This is a genomic window from Bacillus sp. CCB-MMP212 (genome assembly GCF_022748145.1).
GTDB classification, from domain to species: Bacteria; Bacillota; Bacilli; order Bacillales; family Bacillaceae_G; genus Bacillus_A; species Bacillus_A cereus.
Map to the genome: position 1 here is coordinate 202,078 of NZ_JALDQE010000001.1, position 21,063 is coordinate 223,140.

A 21,063-nucleotide genomic window follows, 5' to 3' on the forward strand; every position below is an offset into this window, starting at 1 on the left:
GAATTATAGAAAAGGGTTCCAAAAATAGGCTGAATTATAGAAAAAACTCCATTTTTTTACGTGAAATAAACAAAAAAGGGTATGCCCAAGTTTGGGCATACCCTTTTCCCTACTTTACATACACATAGGCTTCATTTGCAGTTATATAGTATGTTACGCCTTTACTGTTGTGTACTTTGTATTGTGGTGAACCATTAACGGCTACTTTAGCATCAATCGTAAATCCAAGTCCTTCATCTACCGTTCCTGCTACATCTTTATCAGACCAAGAAGCAGAGTCATAGAAACGAAGGTCGTCCACTTTAGAAACAACACGTTTTCCTACTACAGAACTTGAAGTAGTAGTTTGTTCCCCTTGATATTTAATGTAAGATGGGTTGTTATAAATCCATTGGTTACCGCCAAGATTTAACCAATCCCCTTGTTTTCCCCATACTTGATATGCTTCTCCTTTATTTAATTGACGGATAACACCATAATTTGTTGATGGTCCACTTCTTAGGTTTACGTTAAGTCCATCAATATAAGCTACTCCTGTTTCGCCTACAACGTTTTGAGATGGTTCTTGTGGTTTTGGTTTAACTGTAACTGTTGCGCCTTCATACGCCTTTTGTACGTCCGCTCTGAATTGTGATTCTGATACACCGTGACTGCGAAGGTAATCAATTGGATCTTCGTGGTCAGTTCCACCTAATTTGTAAGTAATATCTTTATGTGTCCATAAACCTTTGCTTGGCTGAATCCCTCTATCTTTTAAAATCTTAGCTAATAGTTTTACATAACGCTCGTAAGAAGATTTAAATTTATCTGGATTGCTAGTTTCAGAAAGTTCTACGTGGACAAATCTTTTATTTGCAGCTGGTCCAGCACCATAAGCAACATATTTTGTATCAGCAATTTGGACTGTTTCGTTCCAATCTACAGCATAATGTACAAATGCATTTCTCCATGTTCTAGCTTCGTAATTTCGAATGTTAATAGCTGGTGCTTCTGGTGTTGCAGTACTATGTGCTACAACGCCCTCATAAGCGCCCACACCGTAGCGATATGCTTGTTTCGGTAAATCTTGGATAATTAGTACTCTATCGGCAAAAGAAGCCGTAGCAAACGAAAATAAAAGTAATAGAGTCATAAATAATGAGCTAAATAGTTTAATTGGTTTTTTCATTGTGTATTTTCCCCTTTTTGCCAAACAAAAAGAGCACCGTCTTTTGACAATGCTCTCCTTATGTAAGGCGTGTATTTTTTTATTTGGTATTATGTTTTTCTTTTCGTGCATCACTTCTTTGGATTTTTGCTTGAATTTCGGATGCTACACTTTCTAATAACCATGCGGGAATCCATTTTTCCCAGCCAATTCGTGCACAGTTTGCTGCAAAACTATTAAAAATGTGGTAACTCAATCCACCGACTACCATGAAGAAAAAGAAATCAGGTAGTTTAAGAGCAATATCAAATAAATGTGCAAGAGCCGGTAATGATAAAAGCACCACGGTTCTCGTGATGCCCTCAATTCCATATTGTGATGAGTATGTTCCATCTAGCTTTGAAGCTTTACTACCCGTAATCCAGTCGAGCATGATAATCCAGCAGTAAATCGAGATCCAAATTAAGTTCGCTTTACCATATAACAAATTAATTATTGTGCCTAATCCACCGCCTATAGCACCACCTACTTTAAATTGAGTACTTGTAATAACATCGCTTATATTCAATGCCTTGATGAGTTCGTGAATTCTTTCCAAGTTCTCACCTCCTTTCAAAATTTGATCAAAATAAAAAAGCCTGCTGCTGCACGCTCGGTTTCAATAAAGTTATATGTTCATTTTCTTCCACGCGTGTTCTAGTGGTTCAGTACGTGGAGGTTTCATTACTGCTTTTTCAGTAGTTTTGCTTTCGTTTCGGGAGAAATTAAACATAACTCCTTTTCGTATAGAAGTTTTCCTAACTCCTGTAATATACATATCACTAATTTCTAATTTTGAACCTTTACGTATTTGTGGTTTACGTTGTACGGGTGGATACAGTGTTTTCGGTTGAATTATTATGCCTTTTATTGTCATAAAATCACCAGCCTTATTCTACTCTTAATGCAATGTTGAACTCCGGAAATGAACTCCATACACTTGAGTAGTAAGTGTTAAATAATTTATATTTCTGCACTTCTTCATCTTGAGAAATTTCAACGATATCACCAGTTACAAAATTTGAACCCCTATATGTGTAAAAGCCATCAAATTTTGCTCTTAATCCATCTACGTTATCTCCCATAAAAAATGATGTAAATATTATATTTCCTTCTAAAGATGGTGCCTTTAAAAATACCTTATCCCAAATGAAAATAGGAACAGAAACATTTTTTAATCCCTCATATATAAGTTTACTTCTAGCAGCCACCAGTGCTGCATAAGGGTCCCATTTTGGACAAACGCTCACCAATACACTAAAAGGAGAAGATATAGGTGTGAATTGTTCTTGTTGATATAGTTCATCTGGAATACCAAATAATCCTATTACAGTCTTCCCTTTTCGTTCTGGAAGATTATCATCGTTTTCATAAACACAATAGATAACAATGTCTTTATCGACGTATAAATATAGGTCCACCATAGCAATTGGTTTACTAATAGTAGTAGTAATACTAGCGTTGTTAGTTGTTTTCCCTTGATGAAAACTTAATGGGTAGAACGAACCAGGTCCTCCAAAGGTAACATCTTTTTCTTTATCATATCGTTCAATTAATCTAAAGCTTGCATCAGTAGCAGACTTACCAGGATCTCTTATATCATAGTCCCTATATACTCCTGCTATAATATCTTGGCTACTTGCAGTGACGTGATCGAATGGGCGCAATTCTATAGAATGGTTCTTCATACCGTCGTTACCGCTTGAGTACATGACGTAAATTTTATCTTTTGATGGCGCATCAGCATTTAATTGCTGCCACCCAGCCTTTTTCATTTCATCAATAATCTTCATAAAGACTTCTCTTCGCTCTAGTCTGTGTAACTTACAAATTTTATTTGTCATTCTGTATGTTCCTCCTTAACTTAAACGTATCGCTTTCGTAGAAATATTAAAAGTGGAGTTTACTACGCCCCTATTTTCTATATAAAGATGGACCTTGTTTGTATGATCTTTATCCTCGCAAGGAATGGATAAAATATCATATGTTCTTTTTTCGGATAAACTTTTATAGATTTGATTCCCATTCTCTTTTTGATCGTACATAAATAACATTGCTTCAACATTTGAATCATTTGTAACTTGAATCGTGCGAATATCGTATTTGTTACAACCTACATCTAGTGGAGCATATAGAGTTTTTCCTGGTTCAATTGTAATTTTTATATTCCTCTCAATAAGGATTGATGGTGTAATCTCACTTTCCGATGTATATCTATATAATTTCATTACAGTTCCCATATTGTATTCACCTCAATTATGTTTTAGATGAATATTAAAATAAATTGGTTCGAATGCTAGGAAATTTGTATCCTTCACAACCTTTACCCAAAAATCACGCGTACTTTGTGCGGTTACTGAATCAATCTGTATTTCATTTGAATAGCTTGTCCCATCTAACGAAATAAGCGCCCAGGTGTAACCGACTTTCTCCATGTACTGTTGAATGGATAGTTTTATATTTGTAGCAGCACCGATGTTGTCATTTACGATTGTCATTTTTACAATACGCTCATTATTCACCATGTAACCTAAGTTTGTTGGATCCGTTGTATTTAATTCTTCGCTATTCATTTTGATTTGCAGGGATGAACCCATACAATACATATCCCCGCCGTAAAAGGTAGCTTGTTTCTTTGCTATTAGTTCGTTTTCCTCGTCATATATTTCTATGATTCCCTCAAACTCTAAAGAAGGAAGTAGAATATCAATGCCTGTATGAGCTGCAGCTACAATGTTAGTAGACAGGATATTATCTGCAGTATCTTTTAATACAACCTTATAATTTTCATATAGTTGGCGCAGACGTAACATATTGCTTGTTGTCATAATAATTTTATTGATGTCCAGCGGTACAAATCCCTCTGCAGTTCCTCTTTTTAAAACAACACCAATTCTTTTTGCTGCCAATGAATCGTTATCCGCATAATCAAAAAATGTATCTGTCTTTGTATAAAAGTCCCATTGATCTTCCTTACAAATTGCCATCCACTCTTTATTGCTTTGTGAACTATTAGAAGAATAGGATTCAAGAAACTCGACTTTATTCTTTTCATTTTGATAGATTAGTAAGCCGCCTTCATCTCCTTCTTTTGTAGGAGCATAATCCGCAATAACCTGGGTTGCAAAGTTACTTTGTGGTTTATCGATTAAAAGCATAACGTCTTTATCTGCAGAATGATTCATACGTAAGAATCCTTTTTTGATAGCATTGTTAAATGAATTTGATGGTGACATAAGCCATTTTGAATTTACGGAATCAAAATTATCTACAAATATTTTTCCGCTTTCTTTTTCGTATAAGGATACTTTTGTTTTTTCTTGTTTAAAAAGAACTAACTCTCCGTCGGCCTCGATGTCAATTGCATCGAGGTTTATAAAATACCCTTTTATTTCAACAGTATGCTCTTGGTTCATTAGACCTATCTTCTCATATACTAGTGTCTGGGATTGACTACCAGGCCTAAAGAAGCTGATTATTTCTTCCACTCCATCAACTAGTATCGTAGCGTTAGCATCATACGACGAGTTCATAAGACCAATAACTCTAAGTCTTGTACCGATAAAATTGAACTTGAGTGAAACTGGATTCTTATCAGGTGGATTGTTTGACGTACTGTGTTTAAAGTGCAAAGTCGAGTTATAAAAATCACTATGAGTTGAATTTGCCCATACTCCTGTGTACCGAATATTGCTATCCGTATCATCAAACCGTTTCCAACCAGACTCTGGTTCTTTTAATACATCACCGACTTTAATAGGAACGACAAGCCCTCCTGGTTCTCCAAAATCCAGAGCATCTAAAGTACTTGTACTATCTGCATGCAAGACAACGTTATGAGTTGCGTACTGTAGATCGTTCTTTTCATATAAAAGGACAGAATTTCCCCCTAATGAATTGGGGTCATAAATATTATAAGAACCGCATTTTTCGCCATCTATCTCGACGTTAACAGTGCCAGTCCAAAATTTATAAGTAGAACCTATTATACGAAGTTTACTACCCACAAATGAAAATTGGATTTTTGATTTGCCACCACAAATATGATATTTACCATAAGCAGCGGAAGACGATCCCCTTATTTCCCACGCGCCTTCATACGTAATAAGAGCATCGCTATCATCATAACGTCTCCAACCCGTTTCTGGATTTTTGAGTACTTGTCCTATATACGCCATACCATCACCCTCTCTTTATCTTGTTTTCTTCCAGTTTGAATTTGTCCACCAAGATTGGCGACTATGTCGCAGCCATAACTTCGGATCATTATTTTCCTTTTCGATGATTATTAATTCATCTGGTTTTTCTGTATCTAGTACTCTCTCCATTTTGAATAGTTCATTATCCTCTAGAACTGATTCTCGTTCTGGTATACGTTCAAACCGTTCATATTCCTCTGTGACGCTTTCTAATTGACATTCCCTATCAAATGTATCAACTTCGTTAGTCACTGCGTCTACAATAGCCTGTCGCTCTAATAATTCTTGTTCACTAACGATTGCATATTGTTCAGATTCCCTTGCTGCATCTACAGTTTCAATTACATTCGTATCTCTCGTTATAACTTCTTTATCAGCTGGTGTTATATCAGAGATAAGTCCGCCTTCAAATTCACGTATACCGGTAAAGGCTTCTTGCTCTGTAATAAGAGCTTGTTGTGTATCCTGTTTATAAGAAATATCTAATGATATATGTTCAGTATCTAAGATAACTGGAACGATGTCAGAAGCCACTTCTTCAATTACTGCAGTTGTATGTTCTTTTATTGCTTTTTCAGATTCAATCGTTTGATCTAGTTTCATCTGCATCACATTTAATGATTTAGATGAATTATTAAATAAGGTAATACGTGTTTCTAGTTCTTTTTGAACACGGCCGAATAAATCGAATTCTGGAAGATATACAGGAATACCAAGGCCCTCAAATAAATCAAACTCTTCTATGTTAGCTTGAAATTCTTTTTCTGTTTTATTGGCAACTTCATCAGTATCTACATGGGTAATAATTAAGCGTTCTTTTAATCCGAATGAAGAAATTTCATCTACATGTGTAAGTACTGCAGTATCTTCTTTATCTGCTTGATCCAGTTCAACTACAGTTGCTTGCAACTCATTTTTCACTTCTGCAAAAGTAAAGTCTGGCGATACGCCTTGTAATTCTTTTAAGATACGGTGAGAATAATCTGCAGTAGTAATACCGGCATTTATTTCATGTAATCTCTCTGCTTCTTCTGCGACAATTGTCTGTATCTCGAATATGTTTTTCGATTTATTTGCATCGTCAGTTCCGGAAATATCTTTAACAGATAATACCCGTGAAGCATTTTTAACTTCTTGTCCTACCTCTACAGCTGCTGTAAATACATTTTCTTTATTTGCGATTTCTTGTTGATCGGCATAAATAGAATCAAGTGTTTCTACGATACGTTCAAATGCGTGTGTTGTATCTACATTCGCATACTGTTCTTTTGTTCTTGTAAATGATGCGGATTCATTTCTTTCAGAATCAAATATATTTATTTTCTTGCTTACGTCGTTACTTGCGATAACATCTGCAGCAAGTTCCTTTGCTCGAATAGAGTGATCCAGGTTAATTTGAGCTACATCTATGTCACGAATTAAATACGCACTTTCAATATCTTCATAAGGAAGCAGATCCACATTTTCAATTTCTTCTACACGATTCAACCCATATTGTTTAACGATAGACGTTTCTATGTCTCTTTGCATACGAGCAAATAAATCATAATCCGGAAGATAAACCGGTATCCCCATACCATTGAACAAATCAAATTCTTCTATGATTCCTTTGACTTCTCGCTCTTTTGTACCAAATTCAAATTGTGCCGGAGCATGAAGGAGTATTTCTTTTTGCTGTATATCACCAGTTTCATTTTCGGCAATAGATACAGGTAATATATGTGGGACTGCATTAGATAAAGTAACCTCTGCATGTGTAGATTTTAGCTCCCTGGTAACAATCTCGCTCGTTTCATTATGCATTGATACAGCTTCATAATCCGTTGTAACTCTGTCGGCCATAAGGTCATTATAAAAACCCTCACCGTATACAATACGTGCAACATTTACCCATTCTGGTAATACTTCCACACCTGCAGCGAATTCACGTAACTTACCTTTTAGTAAATCCTGCTGTATGATCGGCGCAACTTCATATTCATTCGTTATAAGATTTGTTTCATCAGAAGCGTGTACCATTGCTTCTATCTCGCTTGGTTTTTCGCTCTCTACCCCTTCGATATGGTTTATATCGAAAATTCGTCTGTGTTGTGATGATTCTTCTGCAGAAATTAGTTGAACAGAAATCCTGTCCATTCGTTGCGAATGCTGCATTTCAATGTTGGCCACATTTATATTTCGATTTAAATCAGAATCAGTTGCATTTGAAATGTAGGCTTCTACCTCTATTTGTCGCAATGCATTCTCTACAACATCTGTTAAAATCCCTTTTGCTCTTACTTTTGTGGCGGTTATTCCTGCGTTATCTTCTTTAACAGCCTTATATCTCGCATAAGGAGCAATGCAAATTGGATAATCAACATCATTTTTGTTTTCTGTATTTGCTGGTGTAATAGAAAAAGAATAAACTTTTTCATTCTGATCTGGTCCAGAACCAACTACAACAACATGACTTTTTTCTTTGGTACATATAGAAGGGGAAGCAATAGAATAAACTTTTTCACTCATTCTTCTGCTACCCCCTTATGCTTAAATATCTTCTTTGTAGATTGCTAAACCAATTGGATTAAATGGTGTTGCTTTCGCTTGTGTCATAGGACAAACGGGCGTTGTCGGTAATGTATAACGATATAATTGAGCCATTTCATAAGCGCCTGTGATTTCAGAACCAATAACCGGTGCTTCGTTAAATGTAACGGTCTTATCCTCTGCATTGTATACATAATCTGTTTCTTCTACTTCTTTACATGAAATGAATAATCTTAACGTTTCGCCCTTTGGCTTATGTTCTAAATGAAATACTTTACGATGGCCATCCCCTTGCCCAAGTACTTCATCTACAACTGTTTTTTCAATTTCTAGTTCATCGGCTTGCTGGATATTCTTTGGATGCACTGCATAAACATCATCTAGCTTTCCAACATATCCATCGTTTGGATGAACAATATATATTTGAGATAAATGATATTTACCACTATAGACCGATGGGTTAAAGCGTCCTTGTCCACTATCTACTGACATATCATGAGTAATGAAAGCTAAATAATGATGCTGGTACATGGCTCCTGTACTTGATTGTGATAATTGAACTGTTTCATTTCCGTTTGATGTATCAGAACCATAATCAAGTGGCGCATTACCGATTTTCTTATTTGGTGAATATACAAATTGGTCGCCTGGTCTGCAGCCGCTTAAAATAATCATGTTTTTTCTTGGTGCAACATCGAATGTATATAATTTTCCGATATACAACGGAACAAATAATGCACGAACTGGATTTGGTGTTGGATCTACACGCATAAACATAATTAAGCGGTCCCTGTTTGCATTCCCATACAGATAAACAACAGAGTCGCGATTTAATTCTTTAGAGAAACGCTGCTCCGGTGTAAAACTAATTGATGTATAAGGCGATGGATTCACAAAATTAATCGTAGAATATACTTCACCCATAATACTTTCCATCTTTTGTACATCGAAACTTGTTTTTGCTGTTAATGTATCCAGTGTTCCGTCTTCTTTTGGTAATAAGAAATAAATACCGCTAATCTTAATTGTTGTATCTGCTGCAGGTGCGGTTTTAAATACAATTTCCGTTTCAGTGAACGAATACTCGCTAGGATCAACAATAGTATTATCCTTGTAAACTACGGTCCTGCTTTCATCAAAGTTAGGGAATGGTAATGCGAAGTTCTTTTTTGTTCCATTCCCTTTTCCTAATTCCCCTAACTTATCACCGGAAAGAATCTCTTTTTCAATAAAGTATCGATTAAAAGTAAATAGCAGCATGTCATTGTTTGGTTCATATGTGTTGGTAGCTAATCTGTATTCGCATGTTACTTTATCGCCTTTTGCAATAGCAGTAGTAAATGTTACTTTTCCTGTAGTTGCATCCACCTTATATTTACTCTTTTCTTGCTCAAACCCATTTACATATACAATGACAGAAGGGCCAAGAACAGGAGAAACAGGGATAGAGAAGTCTTTCTTCACTCCATCCCCCATCCCTAATTTACCTAGTGGAGAATCTGCAGAAATAAACCGGCTATCAGTGAAATCAGAATCAGCAGTGTCATACGCATTTGCTATACCGAATCTTCTGCGTTCTCCATCACTTCCTAACGATTCAAACAACCTTACATCAATAAATTTTGAAATGCCGCTCTTAATTTGGAAAAATAGCGTTCGTTTCCAACCGTTATCAGCAAATAGTTTTTCTAATTCTTGCGGTAATGTTTGTAAATATACGACTTTATCAAACCACATATATGTACACTCCTTTATACTGTTTTCTCAAAAATACCTAATCCAGCAGGACGATACGCTGTAGCAGGTCTTTTTGTAATTGGTGAAATAGCATCTACATTAAAGAATTTGTAAATGTCGTGTGAATCAGGACAAGTATTCTTTCTAACTTTTAATCTATCGCCATTTAATAGACCTAGCGGAGACAATAGGATCATATAAGGTAAATATCCACGTACACCTTCATCTGGATGCACAATATAAGCACGAGAAGTATGTACTTTATTGCTATAAACAGACGGGTTAAATTGATATTTGTATTCGTCATTATCCTGCGATTGCCATGCTAGTGAATATTGGCCACCATCTTTACCAACGCGATCTGGTGGCATTGCATTAGGCGCTACATTCCAAGCAATAAAATGAGCCTGGTATCTTGCTCCTAATCTTGAACGTTTAATAATTACGTTATCAATACCATTACCAGGGGAACGTGGATAAGACTTCATGACAGGCATGTAGTTTTCTACATTTCTATATGGTTTCGTGTCGTTAAAATCGAATTTATGTGATGCTTCTTCATTACCTGTATCAAAAGCTGTTCCCGCCCATAATGCATCACCTAATGTATCATCATTAGCGTAACTTTCTAATTGGCCCATATAAAGCGGTGTAACTGGAACTACGTTGTTTTCAAAGGCTGGTGTATTATCAGCTTGTATTAATAAAACAACACGGCTTTCATCAACTTGGCCATTAATCCGGACCAATGAATCCGGCCACCAATTTGTTTGAGCGTTGATACCTTGTAAATTCGTATTTCGTAATGTTACTTTCACCCAAGGGGACATCATGACTTGTGTCTCTGCTTCGTCATAGGAGTAAACTTTGTAAGATATACCATTATTTACTTTTGGAGTAACTGTTATTTTGGTTAATTCTACATCTAATAATACTTTTTCAAATTTATTAGATTCATAAGGAAGAACAAGTACACCTTCATCAGCAACGCTTGGTTCTTTTTCAATCATGTAAACATAAAAACAAGAACGATCCCTACCGCTTTCTAGACGTTTTTTACCGTCTTCGGCAAAAGCTTTCTTTCCTTCTTCATTTGTGAAGTTGTATTTAATCTCTGACTTTTTAAGTGACCATTTTGAAGTTTGAGCAATTCCATAAATAGAACTGCTATTGTTCTTCACTAGCATGTGCTTACTCATGCCGAATTCAAATTTTGTATCATCGTCGGATTTTACGTCTAAATCCGGATAAACGGCTCTGAAAAACGATTTTACTTTCTTCCATCCGTTAGCGATTACCAATTTAACAATTTCGTCTTGGAATTCGCCTTCTGTATACATTTTTTCAACGTATGCCATCTATTTCACGCTCCTAATCTCTTAATAGTTGGTAATTAAGCCATATAGCTTTTTTCTCTGCAGATGCATTGTGGTATTCAAACTTTAGCTCTGCATTAGCAGGTATAGGTTTTACAATGGAGAAATTAAATCCCTCTGGCACATCTTTTACATAAACCTCTTTAAATACTTGTTGGCCATTAATAAATAAATTCCAGTAGTCCGAGTCACTGTAATGTGAAGCGGCAACAGAAAAAGCAATCATTTCTGTTTCGAATGGTAATGAAAACTTATCTACATGAATTTCATCATGTATACCAACTCTTCGCCCTTGTATGAATGGCTCTGTTTTTGTCGGGAAGTAAGGTGCGTCGAATCTTCCACCAGCCATATAGGTAACAGCAAAACTCATCAATACGCCCCCTTATCTTAAAAAGTGCAATTCAAACCAAACTGTTTTATCAAGAATTCCTTGGTTATGGAATCGAAATACAATTGTGTCTCCTGCTTTAACTGCTTTATAAACCATAAAGTGCATCCCTTCCGGAAGCCGTTTTGTATAAATATCTTGGCAAACGGTTTGCCCGTTTACGATTAAATCCCATTTATCATCTAATTCGTAAATGGAAGAACTAACACTAATTGCGTAAATCTCCATATCTGCAGGTAATGTATATTTCACTTCATCCGTTTTAAATGATGTGGAATCCATAATGAAACCAGGTATGAATGGTTCTGTTTTAGTCGGATGAAAAGGTGGATCTAATCGGCCACCGGCTAAATAGGTTGTTTCAAACAAGAGCAATCACCCTTTTCTTGTATTAAAAAATTCCCGTGCATCATTACGACACATCGGGAATTGGTAAATCAGATAGTATACCGTTACCTTTATTAAGGAGTCTCGGCTGCACACGCTCTAATTGCTTTTGTGCATTGTATATTAATTGTATCTCCATCTCTTTTCCGGTTACTTTATGAGAGATAAGAACCTTTTCTAGCATACCTTGTGAATTAAAGGCTAAATCATAGTGTAAATATTTATCTCCATCAACTGCAGACAAACGAGCACCATCACGAATAAGGGTATAGCCTTCTGTCATACCTTCTTTAAATACATCGTTCGGGTCATTTCCAGGCATTGGTTTACCGCCGTTATATATTTGCCTGTCAATCAACCCTTTCATTAGATACATAATCGGATCATATAAATTCTTTTGCATTATCATAAGATCACCCCTAATTTACCCTTGTGACAGCCCAAGTTTTCGCTGGGCGTTTGATATAATACCCAGTTGATTCATCTATATTTACTCGTTTAAATGTTAAATCGGGTAAAGAACCATAATCGTATAAAATATTATTTTGTGTATCTAATACTTGTATCCGTCCGGTAAGCCATCTTAAAGGAGTCCGTACCCCTTCGAAAACAATCATGTTTGCACCGTATTCGAGTGGTATATCAACGTATGTAGGATTATTACGTATAAAGTAATTTTCCTCTATTAACTTATCATTGCAATAAATATTTAATAAGTCGCCATCTTCATAATCATAGTCCCAAAGTTTTAATCGTAATGTATCTACATTTACTGTAATACCAGTTATATCTGTATATGGAGCAGGTTCATACCCATAGTTAACAGTTAAATCTAAAGTTTGATAGAATCCATCATCTGCAGAAATCATTGTATTAATCCCTTTGACAAAGTAATTCCACTGTTGACCAGAATCTCTATTATAAACAGAAATAACATCGAATAATTGAATCCTTGGATCCCCAACAACTGCAACCGTTAATGTTCTGAACTTCTGGATTGCTTTTAAATGATATGCTGCAGCAACCGCTCTTCTTGCAAAGAACGTTGTCGCCCAGGGAACTTCTATCATTTCCTCTCGTAAATCACCCTGCGATACATTTTTTAATAGAAACGAATTAAGAAATCCGTTTGCGTAATCGCCACATTTAACAACAATACTATTACTTATATCCTGATCAGTTAGCTGCATATCTAAAGAGATAAGGTTTTCCCCTTCTCTAAAACTAAACTTTGCAGGTTCATTAATTGCATAGTCTGGCATTTTCATAAATGTACAACTTCCGTCGGGTTCGTGTTTAATATAGTGGAATGTGGTATCTATAATATCGCGAACAATTTCATCCCATTTTTGAAATCTCTTACCGGTTGCTCCTTCTACAATCCAGCTCTGATTGGTTCCAGGAATATTTACTCTGTTACCGTGTAGGACAACTCCGGCTTTTTGGAAGAAGAACTTCACAACATCATAAACATTACCGGTAGGTGCAACAATTTCATCTGATCCAGGTGTTGGGATTACTGATTTATGTAAAACCTTCTTATAGGATGTAGTGCAGGTAACTGAAATCGTGCCGCTTTCGGCATTTACCTTCACATCAGATACAAAACCATGTATATAAGGTAATGCTTCCTCACCGTAGCCAATAGACACTTTAAATTCAGTCTGCGGATATAGCTGGTTTGTATTTGTTACCTCACTGTTATAAAACCATTCTGAAATAGAAGAGAACTTACCATACCAGTTATCAGGTGCCATTTGACCGTATTCATTTGCAAAGGTAATAGTAAATGTACTAGCAAACTGATCTGCGTTCTCCTGCACTTCTAAGCCTATTACACGATGTTGTATTTGTACGTAAGAAGAAGAGTCTCTTCTTTTCATATAAACAATTAAATTAGGGGAGTTATTCCCCACTTGGAAATAGCTCCCCAACATTCTAATTAAAGAAATAGATCCTTCTCTCACATTCCATCAACTCCTATTCCTGCTTGTGACATAGATATTAATTTACATTTTGCTATGACTAGCGTTCCTTTTCGTATTGCATCTACTTCATTTGGTGGTATTATACCCCCGTAGGTACCATAATCACCAGTAATAATATGAGGACGGTATATTTCCCTCATGAAATCACGCCAATAACTGATATCGTTGAATAGTAAAGTGAATTCTACTTCACATCCTTTGTTACCAGCGCTTTGGGAACGTGGGTATCCATGCATGACATTATAAGTTTTTAAGCCATCTAGTGATTTCGGTAATTTTGTTTGTTCAATCATTGCAATGTTTGGGACGAATCCAAAAGCGTAATAATGAACATCACGTATATAAGCTACATCTGCACCACCATAACCACTTGTTGTAAATTCAATTGTTTGTGGCCCTGCACCTACAAAGATTTCTCTTGCTTCCCAGTCATAGGGTCCTCTTGCTCTAAATCTCTCAATACCATTTACTCGAACAATAAAGTACTTATCTGGTAACATGCCATCAGAACCAATAGGAACCTGGGACAAAAACGAAAAGTTATATGTCCCTGGCCATGAGAAATCAATGGTATATCGTATTGTGTCCTTTAACTCTGCAGCCTTTCCTAAGAGATGGTATGAACCACCTCTTCTATGCAATGTTTTTAATATACTCATACATTTCGCACCGCCATTCCCATTAGATCATCAGCAACTACGTTTTGTAGCAGCTTTCTCATTTTTACAAAGTCATCTGCAGATTGTAGTTTTTCAACAGAGACTTTAAATGTAGCATTTTGAATTGAAACGCCTTTATCTGTTTTCTTCTCAACGTGGGTTTGTCCAGCAAATGGATGTGCAGTTTTACCGATTAGATCAGCAGAACGTGCACCCATTTGTCCAATTTGATTAGATACATCGGTTACTAGTTTCATTGGTTTAGGTGGCACGACAGCTTTATTTAATAGTTCAGAAGCTTTATCTACTGCAGGAATCATTTTTTCCATCCCTACACCAAGACCTTCTGTAATATAGCCCCCGTATTCCATCATTAACCGGGATGGGCTTCGGATACCAAAGAACTTTAATACGGCTTTAGGTATTCCCGAAACAACTCCTTTAGCTTTTTTTATAAGCCAATCTGCCATACCGGACATACCTTCACCAATACCGGCAATAATATCTTTTCCCCAGCTAACTGCATCTTTTGCTACATTTTTTACTATAGAACCAACTTTACTGAATACATCTTTCACTGTATCTACAACCCCTGTAAATGCACCAGTGATTGCTTTCTTTATAGTTTTAAAGTTACTAACAATAAATTCTTTTATACCGCCAACAACATCAGTTATCGTGTTATATAATTTGTTGAAATTAGTAATTACAAACCCAACAAATTCACGAACTGCATTAATGATTGTAAACTTTATAAAATTCCAAGCTGATTGAATCACATTTTTAATTGTGTTCATAACGCTAGAAATTGTATCTTTAATAGATTCCCAAGAAGATTTCACAAAATCTTTTAAGAATTTTAATACTGTAGTAAAGGTTGATTTAATTGCGTCCCAGGCTTTTTTTACAATTTCCTTAATCGTGTTAAAAACACTGGATATTGTATTTTTCATTTTTTCGAATTCGGTTTTTACGTACTGCTTTATTATTGCTAAAGCCATAGAGAAAATTCTTTTAATAGCATTCCATCCAGTAGAGAAAATTTTCTTCCAGGTGTTAACTGCCTTTTGGACACTATTCTTAATGAATTTCCATGTGCCTTCTACAATTTTTTTCAATCCATCTAATGCAAATTTGAAGATGAATTTAATAGCATTCCAACCGAATTCGATTATATTTTTCAACAAGTTAAAATACCATTTAACTATTTTTACATAGCCATCCCAAGCTTTTGAAAATATTTTACCTATGAATGACATTGCAGAACTGAATACCCTTTTCGTACCTTCCCAGAATCCAGAGAAGAACTTACCTAAACCATTCCATGCCTTTTTCGCACCTTTTACAGTTGCGTTCCAAGCCTTAGAGCAGACATCACCAATCCATTTAACTGCTTTCTTGGTGTATTTTACGATGTCATCCCAGTTTTTATAAATTAGATATACTAATCCTACAATTGCTACGATTGCAAGCACCCAAGGGTTCATCAGTAAAGTCATCATGGATCGGCCCAACAGTGCTAGAGCTTTCCCTATTGCGCCAAACATACCGATAAGTTTAGGGCCAATCTTTAATAATCCTGCAAATGCAGAACTTCCAAGAAAAGCTACTGCTCTTCCTATCATTCCAAACATACCTATTAATCTAGGACCAAGTTTTAGTATTCCTGTAAATAACATTGGTACTTTTGTTAATACCGGCACAAGGAATCTAAACGAACCGACAAATGCACCTACTCCACTTGTCATAAAGCCCATCATGGCGACTAGGGGGCCTAACACTGCAACCATACCTAAAAGAGCTACAATACCAATTTGAACTGGCTTAGGAATAGAACTAAATGCCTTTGCAGCAACTTCTACTGCTTTAATGATTGGAGGAAGTGCCACTTCTGCGATATCTAAAATAGCTTGTCCTAACGGTTCTAATGATGTCATTGTAGTACGCATTAATTTTTGCCAACGAACACCAAAAGCTTCTTGCTGCGTCTTCTGCATTTTTCCCATTGTGCCCTCGACATCGCCTAACGCACCATTTGCATTATTAAGACCTAAGACAGCTTGAGCACCCATGTCTTCCCATTTTGTACCGAATACAGCAACACCAAGTTGGTTTGCTTTTACTTTATCGTCCATCTTACCTAAATCACCTAAGACGGCATTAAACACATCTGCAGAAGTTCCTTTACCTTTGTTAAAGTTATCCCAGACCTTTTGTGTTTGAGGTGACATTTCAGCAAAGGCATCAGATACACCTTTAGAACCATCCTGTACCCGAATACCGAATTCTTTTACAAGATCGTTAATGTAATCGAGATTATAACTGCCATCACGAGTACCGTTTGCCATAATGGTAAACATCTCGTTAGCAGAGAAGCCAGCTTGTTTGTACAATGGCGCATATTCGGCCACATTATCAAACATTTCATTTGAATAGTTCAAACCTTCTTGTCCACCAGCAGCAAATAAATCGAATGCTTCCTTTGAAGAAATACCAAACTGATTCATTAACTGCCCTGCACCACGAGTTACTTCATTGATATCAGAATCAAATGTTTTACCCAATGTCATAGCGCTTTTTGTAGCTTCTTCTAATTCTTCGTGAGGAACGTCTTTCATATTCTGATACACTTTTATAAGAGACTGATCCACTTCTTCAATACTTTGGCCAAATCCATCTTTCCAAGTTTCTTTTGCGATTTTACCAAGGTTTTCAGCACCTTTTTCAGTAAGACCTAAAGAAGATTGGATGTTTCTTTGAGAAGTATCGAAGTCAGAAGCCACTTTTACAGCTGCAGCACCGATACCAGCTAAAGGTAAGGAAACGCCCGTTGTCATGTTTGTACCAACATCTTTCATTTTGTTACCTACATGACTAATTGATTCCCCTGCTTTTTGGAATTTATCATGCATTCCATTTGCAGTCTTTTGCACTCGATCTTCAAACTGTTGTAAATCCTTATAAGCGCCTTCTGCTTTAATACCAATCGTTCCGAACAGTTGGAACATTTCAGCTAACATTTACGCACCCCCTTTCACGGGGCCGATAACCATTTTATTCTTCATCGTCTTCATCTTCTTGGAAGTGGGCCATGATCTGCTCAACATGCGCTTCACATTCTTCTTTGCTCCATACTTCACCCATTTCATAAGACGATTCTTTATCGCCCTGATTGTCAGTGAGTCCAAAGGCTTGAAGATAATCATTGAAAGTAGTACCTTCTTCAAGCTGACGAGTTTGAAAGCCAATGAACGCCATCTTCTTCCACTCATTTAGCTCTTCTTGCTGCTCTTCTCGTGCAATTAAAGAAAACAGGTCCATTAAACGCGAATACGGTATAGATAAGACATATTCATCTGTCCATCCATACCGCTTTTGGATCTTGTCGAAAGCACGTAACATGTTTTGTTCGGCTTCTTCTAAATATTCATCTGAATTTTCATTTACGCTTGAATCGGAGCTGCCGCTGGAATTACTGCTGATTTGCTCCATTTCTCGCTCTGAATTTTCACGAGTCCCTTGACCTGGTTGAAAAAAGTCATTAAGTCTTCACTTTCTAATAGGCCCTGTATAACAGCAACCATTGCTTCCGGAGGGAATTGACGAAACTCTGCAGCTTCTACCTTTAATAAACTTGCAAAGAACTCTGTGAAATCATCCTCACAAGCAGGAATCATCGTTAAAACACGGAAAGCGAATTCTAATCCTTTTTGTTGCTGTTTCTCTTTAAGTGCAGCTAAATGTGCTTGTTTTTCATCTTCCGGAAGAGATTCTGCTGCTTTTGTTAGTTCATCCATTTCTTGCTTATCCTTACCGAAATCAGCGAAGTTGGCCATCGCGCTGCGTCCAACCTTCGAAATAATCTTAGCGAATCGCCAAACGTCCGTCACATTCAATCGTCGCATTGATACTTTTACACCTGCGATTGTAATATCTGTACCGGTATTCATCATTTTTTCTAAAATAGAAGCCATTTTGTACTCTCCTTTTAGCATTTAGCTTGTTTTATGTAATAGAAAACCGACTACCATTTATGCGGTAGCCGGCGCTTTAGTTGCTGCTGCTTTCTTTTTCTTCGGTAAATAAATTTCATAAGGCGGTGTATTTGGTGCAGATTCACTGTAATGACCAATGAACTTACATTTCAATCCAACCGTTCCTTTTCCATCTTTCAAATCAACTTCAATAGATGAAACTACCAATGCATTTCGAATAACGAAAATAATTGGCAAGTTGCTTCCTGAAACCATCCCAATCAAAGCGATATCATGGTAACTAGAGTCGGGAATTTCATTTGAAGGTTTCATGATGTCGTAATCTGTTTCTGTCGTATCGTCTACTGTCATTCCAGGTAAAGCTAACTGCAGATTTTCTTTTGTAAACTCTACTAATGTAAGTTCAATATGCGGTTCATCTTTTAAAATCCATTTACCGCGTACCATTTTACCGAGTACACCATCAATATCTGCATCATAGTACTCACGATCAAAGCCCACTTTAGTACCACCTGTAGTTGCCCCGACCATTTCGCCTAATTTTTTTACACTTTCAAAGTCTTTGTACATGACACCAGGGCCGATTACAAAATTATCAGTTGTTCCTTCACGGACACCGTTAATTAATTTCCAGCTCATTTGTTCTACCCCCTAATACAAGTCCGTTCGCATGGTTCGGACAAGAAATTTCGTATTTATATGAATGATAGATGGGTCTTCATCCGGTACTGGCAGCTTACCAGCACGATGTATAGAAAGTATCCCATCATCTTTTAAACCAACTTCTCTATCTAGTAACTTCTCAATACGTGTAGCAATTAACTTTGCCTTATCATAATCCCCATTATCACAATACACATCGAAATTTAGAATCATACGATCTATAATTTCAACATCATCCGGATTATCTGCTTCAATTCTCATAACTACATAAGGCATTTCCATATCATCTTGTGCAGTTTGGAATGAAAGAGCAGGCCCTTTGTCCTCGCCTTCACCATACTCTGATAGATTAGCTTTTATTATTTCATCGTTCTCTACAAGCATTCTAATAGCTGCAATAGCGTTAGACATGATTACCCTCCCATCATTCTTTTAAGTTCTCTACGTTCTTTTTCAAACGCTTTTAATAGGAATGGACGGGCTTCCATATGACTTGTACCAGTTTCAAGCCATATTGCTTTTTTCAAATCGCTCCCTACTGCACCCAATACCTCTGATTGTGACCGTTTAACATTGTATTTAATCGAATTTAACAAGTCACCGGTACGAACAGCAGGAGCTTCACCTGGTTTAGAAGCAGTATATTTACGACTCGTATGAGGTATTTTGTATTGCTTACCGCTACGGCTGCCTGTGAGGTTCTTCTTAACTTGATTTTGTAAATGAATAGATGCTGCTGTGACTTTTTCAACACACATAGCGTTAATATGCGTCTTTACTTGCTCCATATTACTTGAGTACTCAATTTCTACTGAATTCGCCATATAGAATCATACCTTTTCGCAATAAATTTCAATGTGATGATTCATAAATGCAGGATTACGCGGCTCTCCTTTTACTTCAAATGTATAATCAACACCCACATCTTCATTTTTGAAATGAATTAGATCATTGGGTTTAATTATGTAAGAAGCAGGTGCATATATCTTAAAGGTTGTATCGAAATTTTGTTTGTCACGCTTAAACCTCTCATTATCAGCAGCAGAATTAGTAGTTACACGGCAAATCATCTTCTCGTAAACGTCCACTGGTACTTCCGCATAGTTACCAGCGGATTGTTTCTTTTTCATTTTTCGTTTTACTACTACCTCATGAATATATAAATCATCCATATCGCCATCATTGAAGTACGTATTCATGTAGCCATCACCGGCTTAACTCTTGCTCTAAACCCTTTTAAGCCATTGAGTATCTTATTGTTTGTATCTGGTTCATCTAGCGTTTCTGGGCTAATCTGGTACGAATAATCCCCAATGCTTTCCGATGTCTTCATACCTTTTCGTTGTAAGTTAGCACGAACTACTGCAGAAACAACCAAATCAATAATACATTTCTTCATAAGTACCTGCAGATCATCATAATCTTGTATCTTATATTCGAATTCATACAATTGATTTTCGGATAAACCATAAACAATACGGCCATTTACCGTAATAAAATCGGTCATATCTTGTTTCGAACTAACATGAGTGACTTTTGCTATAGATTCAGCTGGAAAAGAAAGCCACGCTAGTTTACTTGTTTGAATGACTTCTTTCATTGGATTCTCCGGCTTAACTCTTAAATACTTTCTAGTAATAACTGCATAGTAATCTATTAGTTCTTGAATTACTGTATCAGGCATCTTTTGCACATTTACGCGGTCTTTAATGTCCTGCAAGGTAATATCCATTATGTCTCTTTCTCCTTCTTATCGACTTCTTCTACAAGTTCAAAATGTCCAGTGCTTACAAGGTAATCAGCTTTTTCATTTGCAACTGTTTCCTCTTTGCCATTCTTAAACTTTTGTCCATAAGCGGTGTAAGTGCCACCGTATCGCAGCGTAACTACTTTCAAAATTAACACCCCTTTCACGAATGTAAACTATTGTATGAAAGTTTACATTCGTATTAT

General features: G+C 36.5%; 23 protein-coding genes. All 23 read right to left on the bottom strand.

Translation table 11 applies throughout. From position 1 onward, the window contains the following. Positions 1-109: 109 nt before the first annotated feature. The 23 genes from MRP26_RS00955 to MRP26_RS01065 all read right to left on the bottom strand — a co-directional run bounded on the left by MRP26_RS00955 (position 110) and on the right by MRP26_RS01065 (position 21,006). Complete coding sequence (locus MRP26_RS00955; RefSeq protein ID WP_242805840.1) at positions 110-1,168, bottom strand: N-acetylmuramoyl-L-alanine amidase; 1,059 nt, start codon at positions 1,166-1,168, stop codon at positions 110-112. 79 nt (positions 1,169-1,247) lie between these two features. Then, positions 1,248-1,745: a phage holin family protein gene (locus MRP26_RS00960; protein ID WP_000439586.1), complete on the bottom strand. Its 498-nt coding sequence runs from the start codon at positions 1,743-1,745 to the stop codon at positions 1,248-1,250. 69 nt (positions 1,746-1,814) lie between these two features. Next, positions 1,815-2,063 (bottom strand): hypothetical protein, encoded by a 249-nt coding sequence (locus tag MRP26_RS00965; RefSeq protein ID WP_242805841.1) that lies wholly within the window; start codon positions 2,061-2,063, stop codon positions 1,815-1,817. Positions 2,064-2,076: 13 nt separating this feature from the next. Then, on the bottom strand, positions 2,077-3,030 hold the full coding sequence (locus MRP26_RS00970; RefSeq protein WP_016081830.1) for a hypothetical protein: 954 nt from the start codon (positions 3,028-3,030) through the stop codon (positions 2,077-2,079). Between the two features lie 15 nt (positions 3,031-3,045). Next, a complete protein-coding gene (locus MRP26_RS00975; protein WP_242805842.1) occupies positions 3,046-3,426 on the bottom strand; it encodes a DUF1998 domain-containing protein in 381 nt (126 codons plus the stop codon). 12 nt (positions 3,427-3,438) lie between these two features. Then, positions 3,439-5,364 (bottom strand): hypothetical protein, encoded by a 1,926-nt coding sequence (locus MRP26_RS00980; protein WP_242805843.1) that lies wholly within the window; start codon positions 5,362-5,364, stop codon positions 3,439-3,441. A gap of 15 nt (positions 5,365-5,379) precedes the next feature. Then, a complete protein-coding gene (locus tag MRP26_RS00985; RefSeq protein ID WP_242805844.1) occupies positions 5,380-7,893 on the bottom strand; it encodes a hypothetical protein in 2,514 nt (837 codons plus the stop codon). Positions 7,894-7,914: 21 nt separating this feature from the next. Next, a complete protein-coding gene (locus MRP26_RS00990; RefSeq protein WP_242805845.1) occupies positions 7,915-9,651 on the bottom strand; it encodes a hypothetical protein in 1,737 nt (578 codons plus the stop codon). Between the two features lie 14 nt (positions 9,652-9,665). Next, positions 9,666-11,009 carry a hypothetical protein gene (locus MRP26_RS00995; RefSeq protein WP_242805846.1) on the bottom strand — a complete coding sequence of 448 codons (1,344 nt, stop codon included), beginning with the start codon at positions 11,007-11,009 and terminating at the stop codon, positions 9,666-9,668. 13 nt (positions 11,010-11,022) lie between these two features. Further along, positions 11,023-11,400 carry a hypothetical protein gene (locus MRP26_RS01000; RefSeq protein ID WP_000006649.1) on the bottom strand — a complete coding sequence of 126 codons (378 nt, stop codon included), beginning with the start codon at positions 11,398-11,400 and terminating at the stop codon, positions 11,023-11,025. A gap of 12 nt (positions 11,401-11,412) precedes the next feature. After that, positions 11,413-11,787, bottom strand: a complete 375-nt coding sequence (locus MRP26_RS01005) for a hypothetical protein (protein ID WP_000464284.1) — start codon at positions 11,785-11,787, stop codon at positions 11,413-11,415. Between the two features lie 43 nt (positions 11,788-11,830). Beyond that, positions 11,831-12,214 carry a hypothetical protein gene (locus MRP26_RS01010; RefSeq protein ID WP_000605841.1) on the bottom strand — a complete coding sequence of 128 codons (384 nt, stop codon included), beginning with the start codon at positions 12,212-12,214 and terminating at the stop codon, positions 11,831-11,833. A 10-nt stretch (positions 12,215-12,224) separates the two neighbouring features. Next, positions 12,225-13,772: a hypothetical protein gene (locus MRP26_RS01015; protein WP_242805847.1), complete on the bottom strand. Its 1,548-nt coding sequence runs from the start codon at positions 13,770-13,772 to the stop codon at positions 12,225-12,227. Further along, complete coding sequence (locus MRP26_RS01020; RefSeq protein ID WP_098773550.1) at positions 13,769-14,452, bottom strand: hypothetical protein; 684 nt, start codon at positions 14,450-14,452, stop codon at positions 13,769-13,771. The genes MRP26_RS01015 and MRP26_RS01020 overlap by 4 nt, the downstream gene beginning before the upstream one ends. Beyond that, positions 14,449-17,472, bottom strand: a complete 3,024-nt coding sequence (locus MRP26_RS01025; RefSeq protein ID WP_242805848.1) for a phage tail tape measure protein — start codon at positions 17,470-17,472, stop codon at positions 14,449-14,451. Before MRP26_RS01025 ends, MRP26_RS01020 begins: the two co-directional genes overlap by 4 nt. Before the next feature lie 34 nt (positions 17,473-17,506). Next, a complete protein-coding gene (locus MRP26_RS01030) occupies positions 17,507-17,944 on the bottom strand; it encodes a hypothetical protein (RefSeq protein WP_221826403.1) in 438 nt (145 codons plus the stop codon). Further along, positions 17,896-18,426, bottom strand: coding sequence for a hypothetical protein (locus MRP26_RS01035; protein ID WP_242805849.1), 531 nt, complete (start codon positions 18,424-18,426; stop codon positions 17,896-17,898). Before MRP26_RS01035 ends, MRP26_RS01030 begins: the two co-directional genes overlap by 49 nt. A 57-nt stretch (positions 18,427-18,483) precedes the next feature. Then, the gene (locus MRP26_RS01040) at positions 18,484-19,086 is read right to left on the bottom strand and encodes a hypothetical protein (RefSeq protein ID WP_242805850.1); all 603 of its coding nucleotides are present in this window, start codon (positions 19,084-19,086) and stop codon (positions 18,484-18,486) included. 12 nt (positions 19,087-19,098) lie between these two features. Further along, positions 19,099-19,521 (bottom strand): hypothetical protein, encoded by a 423-nt coding sequence (locus MRP26_RS01045; RefSeq protein WP_062804510.1) that lies wholly within the window; start codon positions 19,519-19,521, stop codon positions 19,099-19,101. A gap of 2 nt (positions 19,522-19,523) precedes the next feature. Then, positions 19,524-19,934, bottom strand: a complete 411-nt coding sequence (locus tag MRP26_RS01050) for an HK97-gp10 family putative phage morphogenesis protein (protein WP_000024034.1) — start codon at positions 19,932-19,934, stop codon at positions 19,524-19,526. A 6-nt stretch (positions 19,935-19,940) separates the two neighbouring features. Then, a complete protein-coding gene (locus MRP26_RS01055) occupies positions 19,941-20,309 on the bottom strand; it encodes a hypothetical protein (protein ID WP_242805851.1) in 369 nt (122 codons plus the stop codon). Continuing rightward, positions 20,306-20,842 carry a hypothetical protein gene (locus MRP26_RS01060; protein WP_062804550.1) on the bottom strand — a complete coding sequence of 179 codons (537 nt, stop codon included), beginning with the start codon at positions 20,840-20,842 and terminating at the stop codon, positions 20,306-20,308. Before MRP26_RS01060 ends, MRP26_RS01055 begins: the two co-directional genes overlap by 4 nt. Beyond that, complete coding sequence (locus tag MRP26_RS01065; protein ID WP_000869885.1) at positions 20,842-21,006, bottom strand: YqbF domain-containing protein; 165 nt, start codon at positions 21,004-21,006, stop codon at positions 20,842-20,844. Before MRP26_RS01065 ends, MRP26_RS01060 begins: the two co-directional genes overlap by 1 nt. Between the last annotated feature and the right edge of the window lie 57 nt (positions 21,007-21,063).

Bases quoted from the DNA above. Each gene is read 5' to 3' on its own strand.
- MRP26_RS00955 (WP_242805840.1), bottom strand. From the start codon at position 1,168: ATGAAAAAACCAATTAAACTATTTAGCTCATTATTTATGACTCTATTA.
- MRP26_RS00965 (WP_242805841.1), bottom strand. From the start codon at position 2,063: ATGACAATAAAAGGCATAATAATTCAACCGAAAACACTGTATCCACCC.
- MRP26_RS00970 (WP_016081830.1), bottom strand. From the start codon at position 3,030: ATGACAAATAAAATTTGTAAGTTACACAGACTAGAGCGAAGAGAAGTC.
- MRP26_RS00975 (WP_242805842.1), bottom strand. From the start codon at position 3,426: ATGGGAACTGTAATGAAATTATATAGATATACATCGGAAAGTGAGATT.
- MRP26_RS00980 (WP_242805843.1), bottom strand. From the start codon at position 5,364: ATGGCGTATATAGGACAAGTACTCAAAAATCCAGAAACGGGTTGGAGA.
- MRP26_RS00985 (WP_242805844.1), bottom strand. From the start codon at position 7,893: ATGAGTGAAAAAGTTTATTCTATTGCTTCCCCTTCTATATGTACCAAA.
- MRP26_RS00990 (WP_242805845.1), bottom strand. From the start codon at position 9,651: ATGTGGTTTGATAAAGTCGTATATTTACAAACATTACCGCAAGAATTA.
- MRP26_RS00995 (WP_242805846.1), bottom strand. From the start codon at position 11,009: ATGGCATACGTTGAAAAAATGTATACAGAAGGCGAATTCCAAGACGAA.
- MRP26_RS01000 (WP_000006649.1), bottom strand. From the start codon at position 11,400: ATGAGTTTTGCTGTTACCTATATGGCTGGTGGAAGATTCGACGCACCT.
- MRP26_RS01010 (WP_000605841.1), bottom strand. From the start codon at position 12,214: ATGATAATGCAAAAGAATTTATATGATCCGATTATGTATCTAATGAAA.
- MRP26_RS01020 (WP_098773550.1), bottom strand. From the start codon at position 14,452: ATGAGTATATTAAAAACATTGCATAGAAGAGGTGGTTCATACCATCTC.
- MRP26_RS01025 (WP_242805848.1), bottom strand. From the start codon at position 17,472: ATGTTAGCTGAAATGTTCCAACTGTTCGGAACGATTGGTATTAAAGCA.
- MRP26_RS01030 (WP_221826403.1), bottom strand. From the start codon at position 17,944: ATGGAGCAAATCAGCAGTAATTCCAGCGGCAGCTCCGATTCAAGCGTA.
- MRP26_RS01035 (WP_242805849.1), bottom strand. From the start codon at position 18,426: ATGGCTTCTATTTTAGAAAAAATGATGAATACCGGTACAGATATTACA.
- MRP26_RS01040 (WP_242805850.1), bottom strand. From the start codon at position 19,086: ATGAGCTGGAAATTAATTAACGGTGTCCGTGAAGGAACAACTGATAAT.
- MRP26_RS01045 (WP_062804510.1), bottom strand. From the start codon at position 19,521: ATGTCTAACGCTATTGCAGCTATTAGAATGCTTGTAGAGAACGATGAA.
- MRP26_RS01050 (WP_000024034.1), bottom strand. From the start codon at position 19,934: ATGGCGAATTCAGTAGAAATTGAGTACTCAAGTAATATGGAGCAAGTA.
- MRP26_RS01055 (WP_242805851.1), bottom strand. From the start codon at position 20,309: ATGAATACGTACTTCAATGATGGCGATATGGATGATTTATATATTCAT.
- MRP26_RS01060 (WP_062804550.1), bottom strand. From the start codon at position 20,842: ATGGATATTACCTTGCAGGACATTAAAGACCGCGTAAATGTGCAAAAG.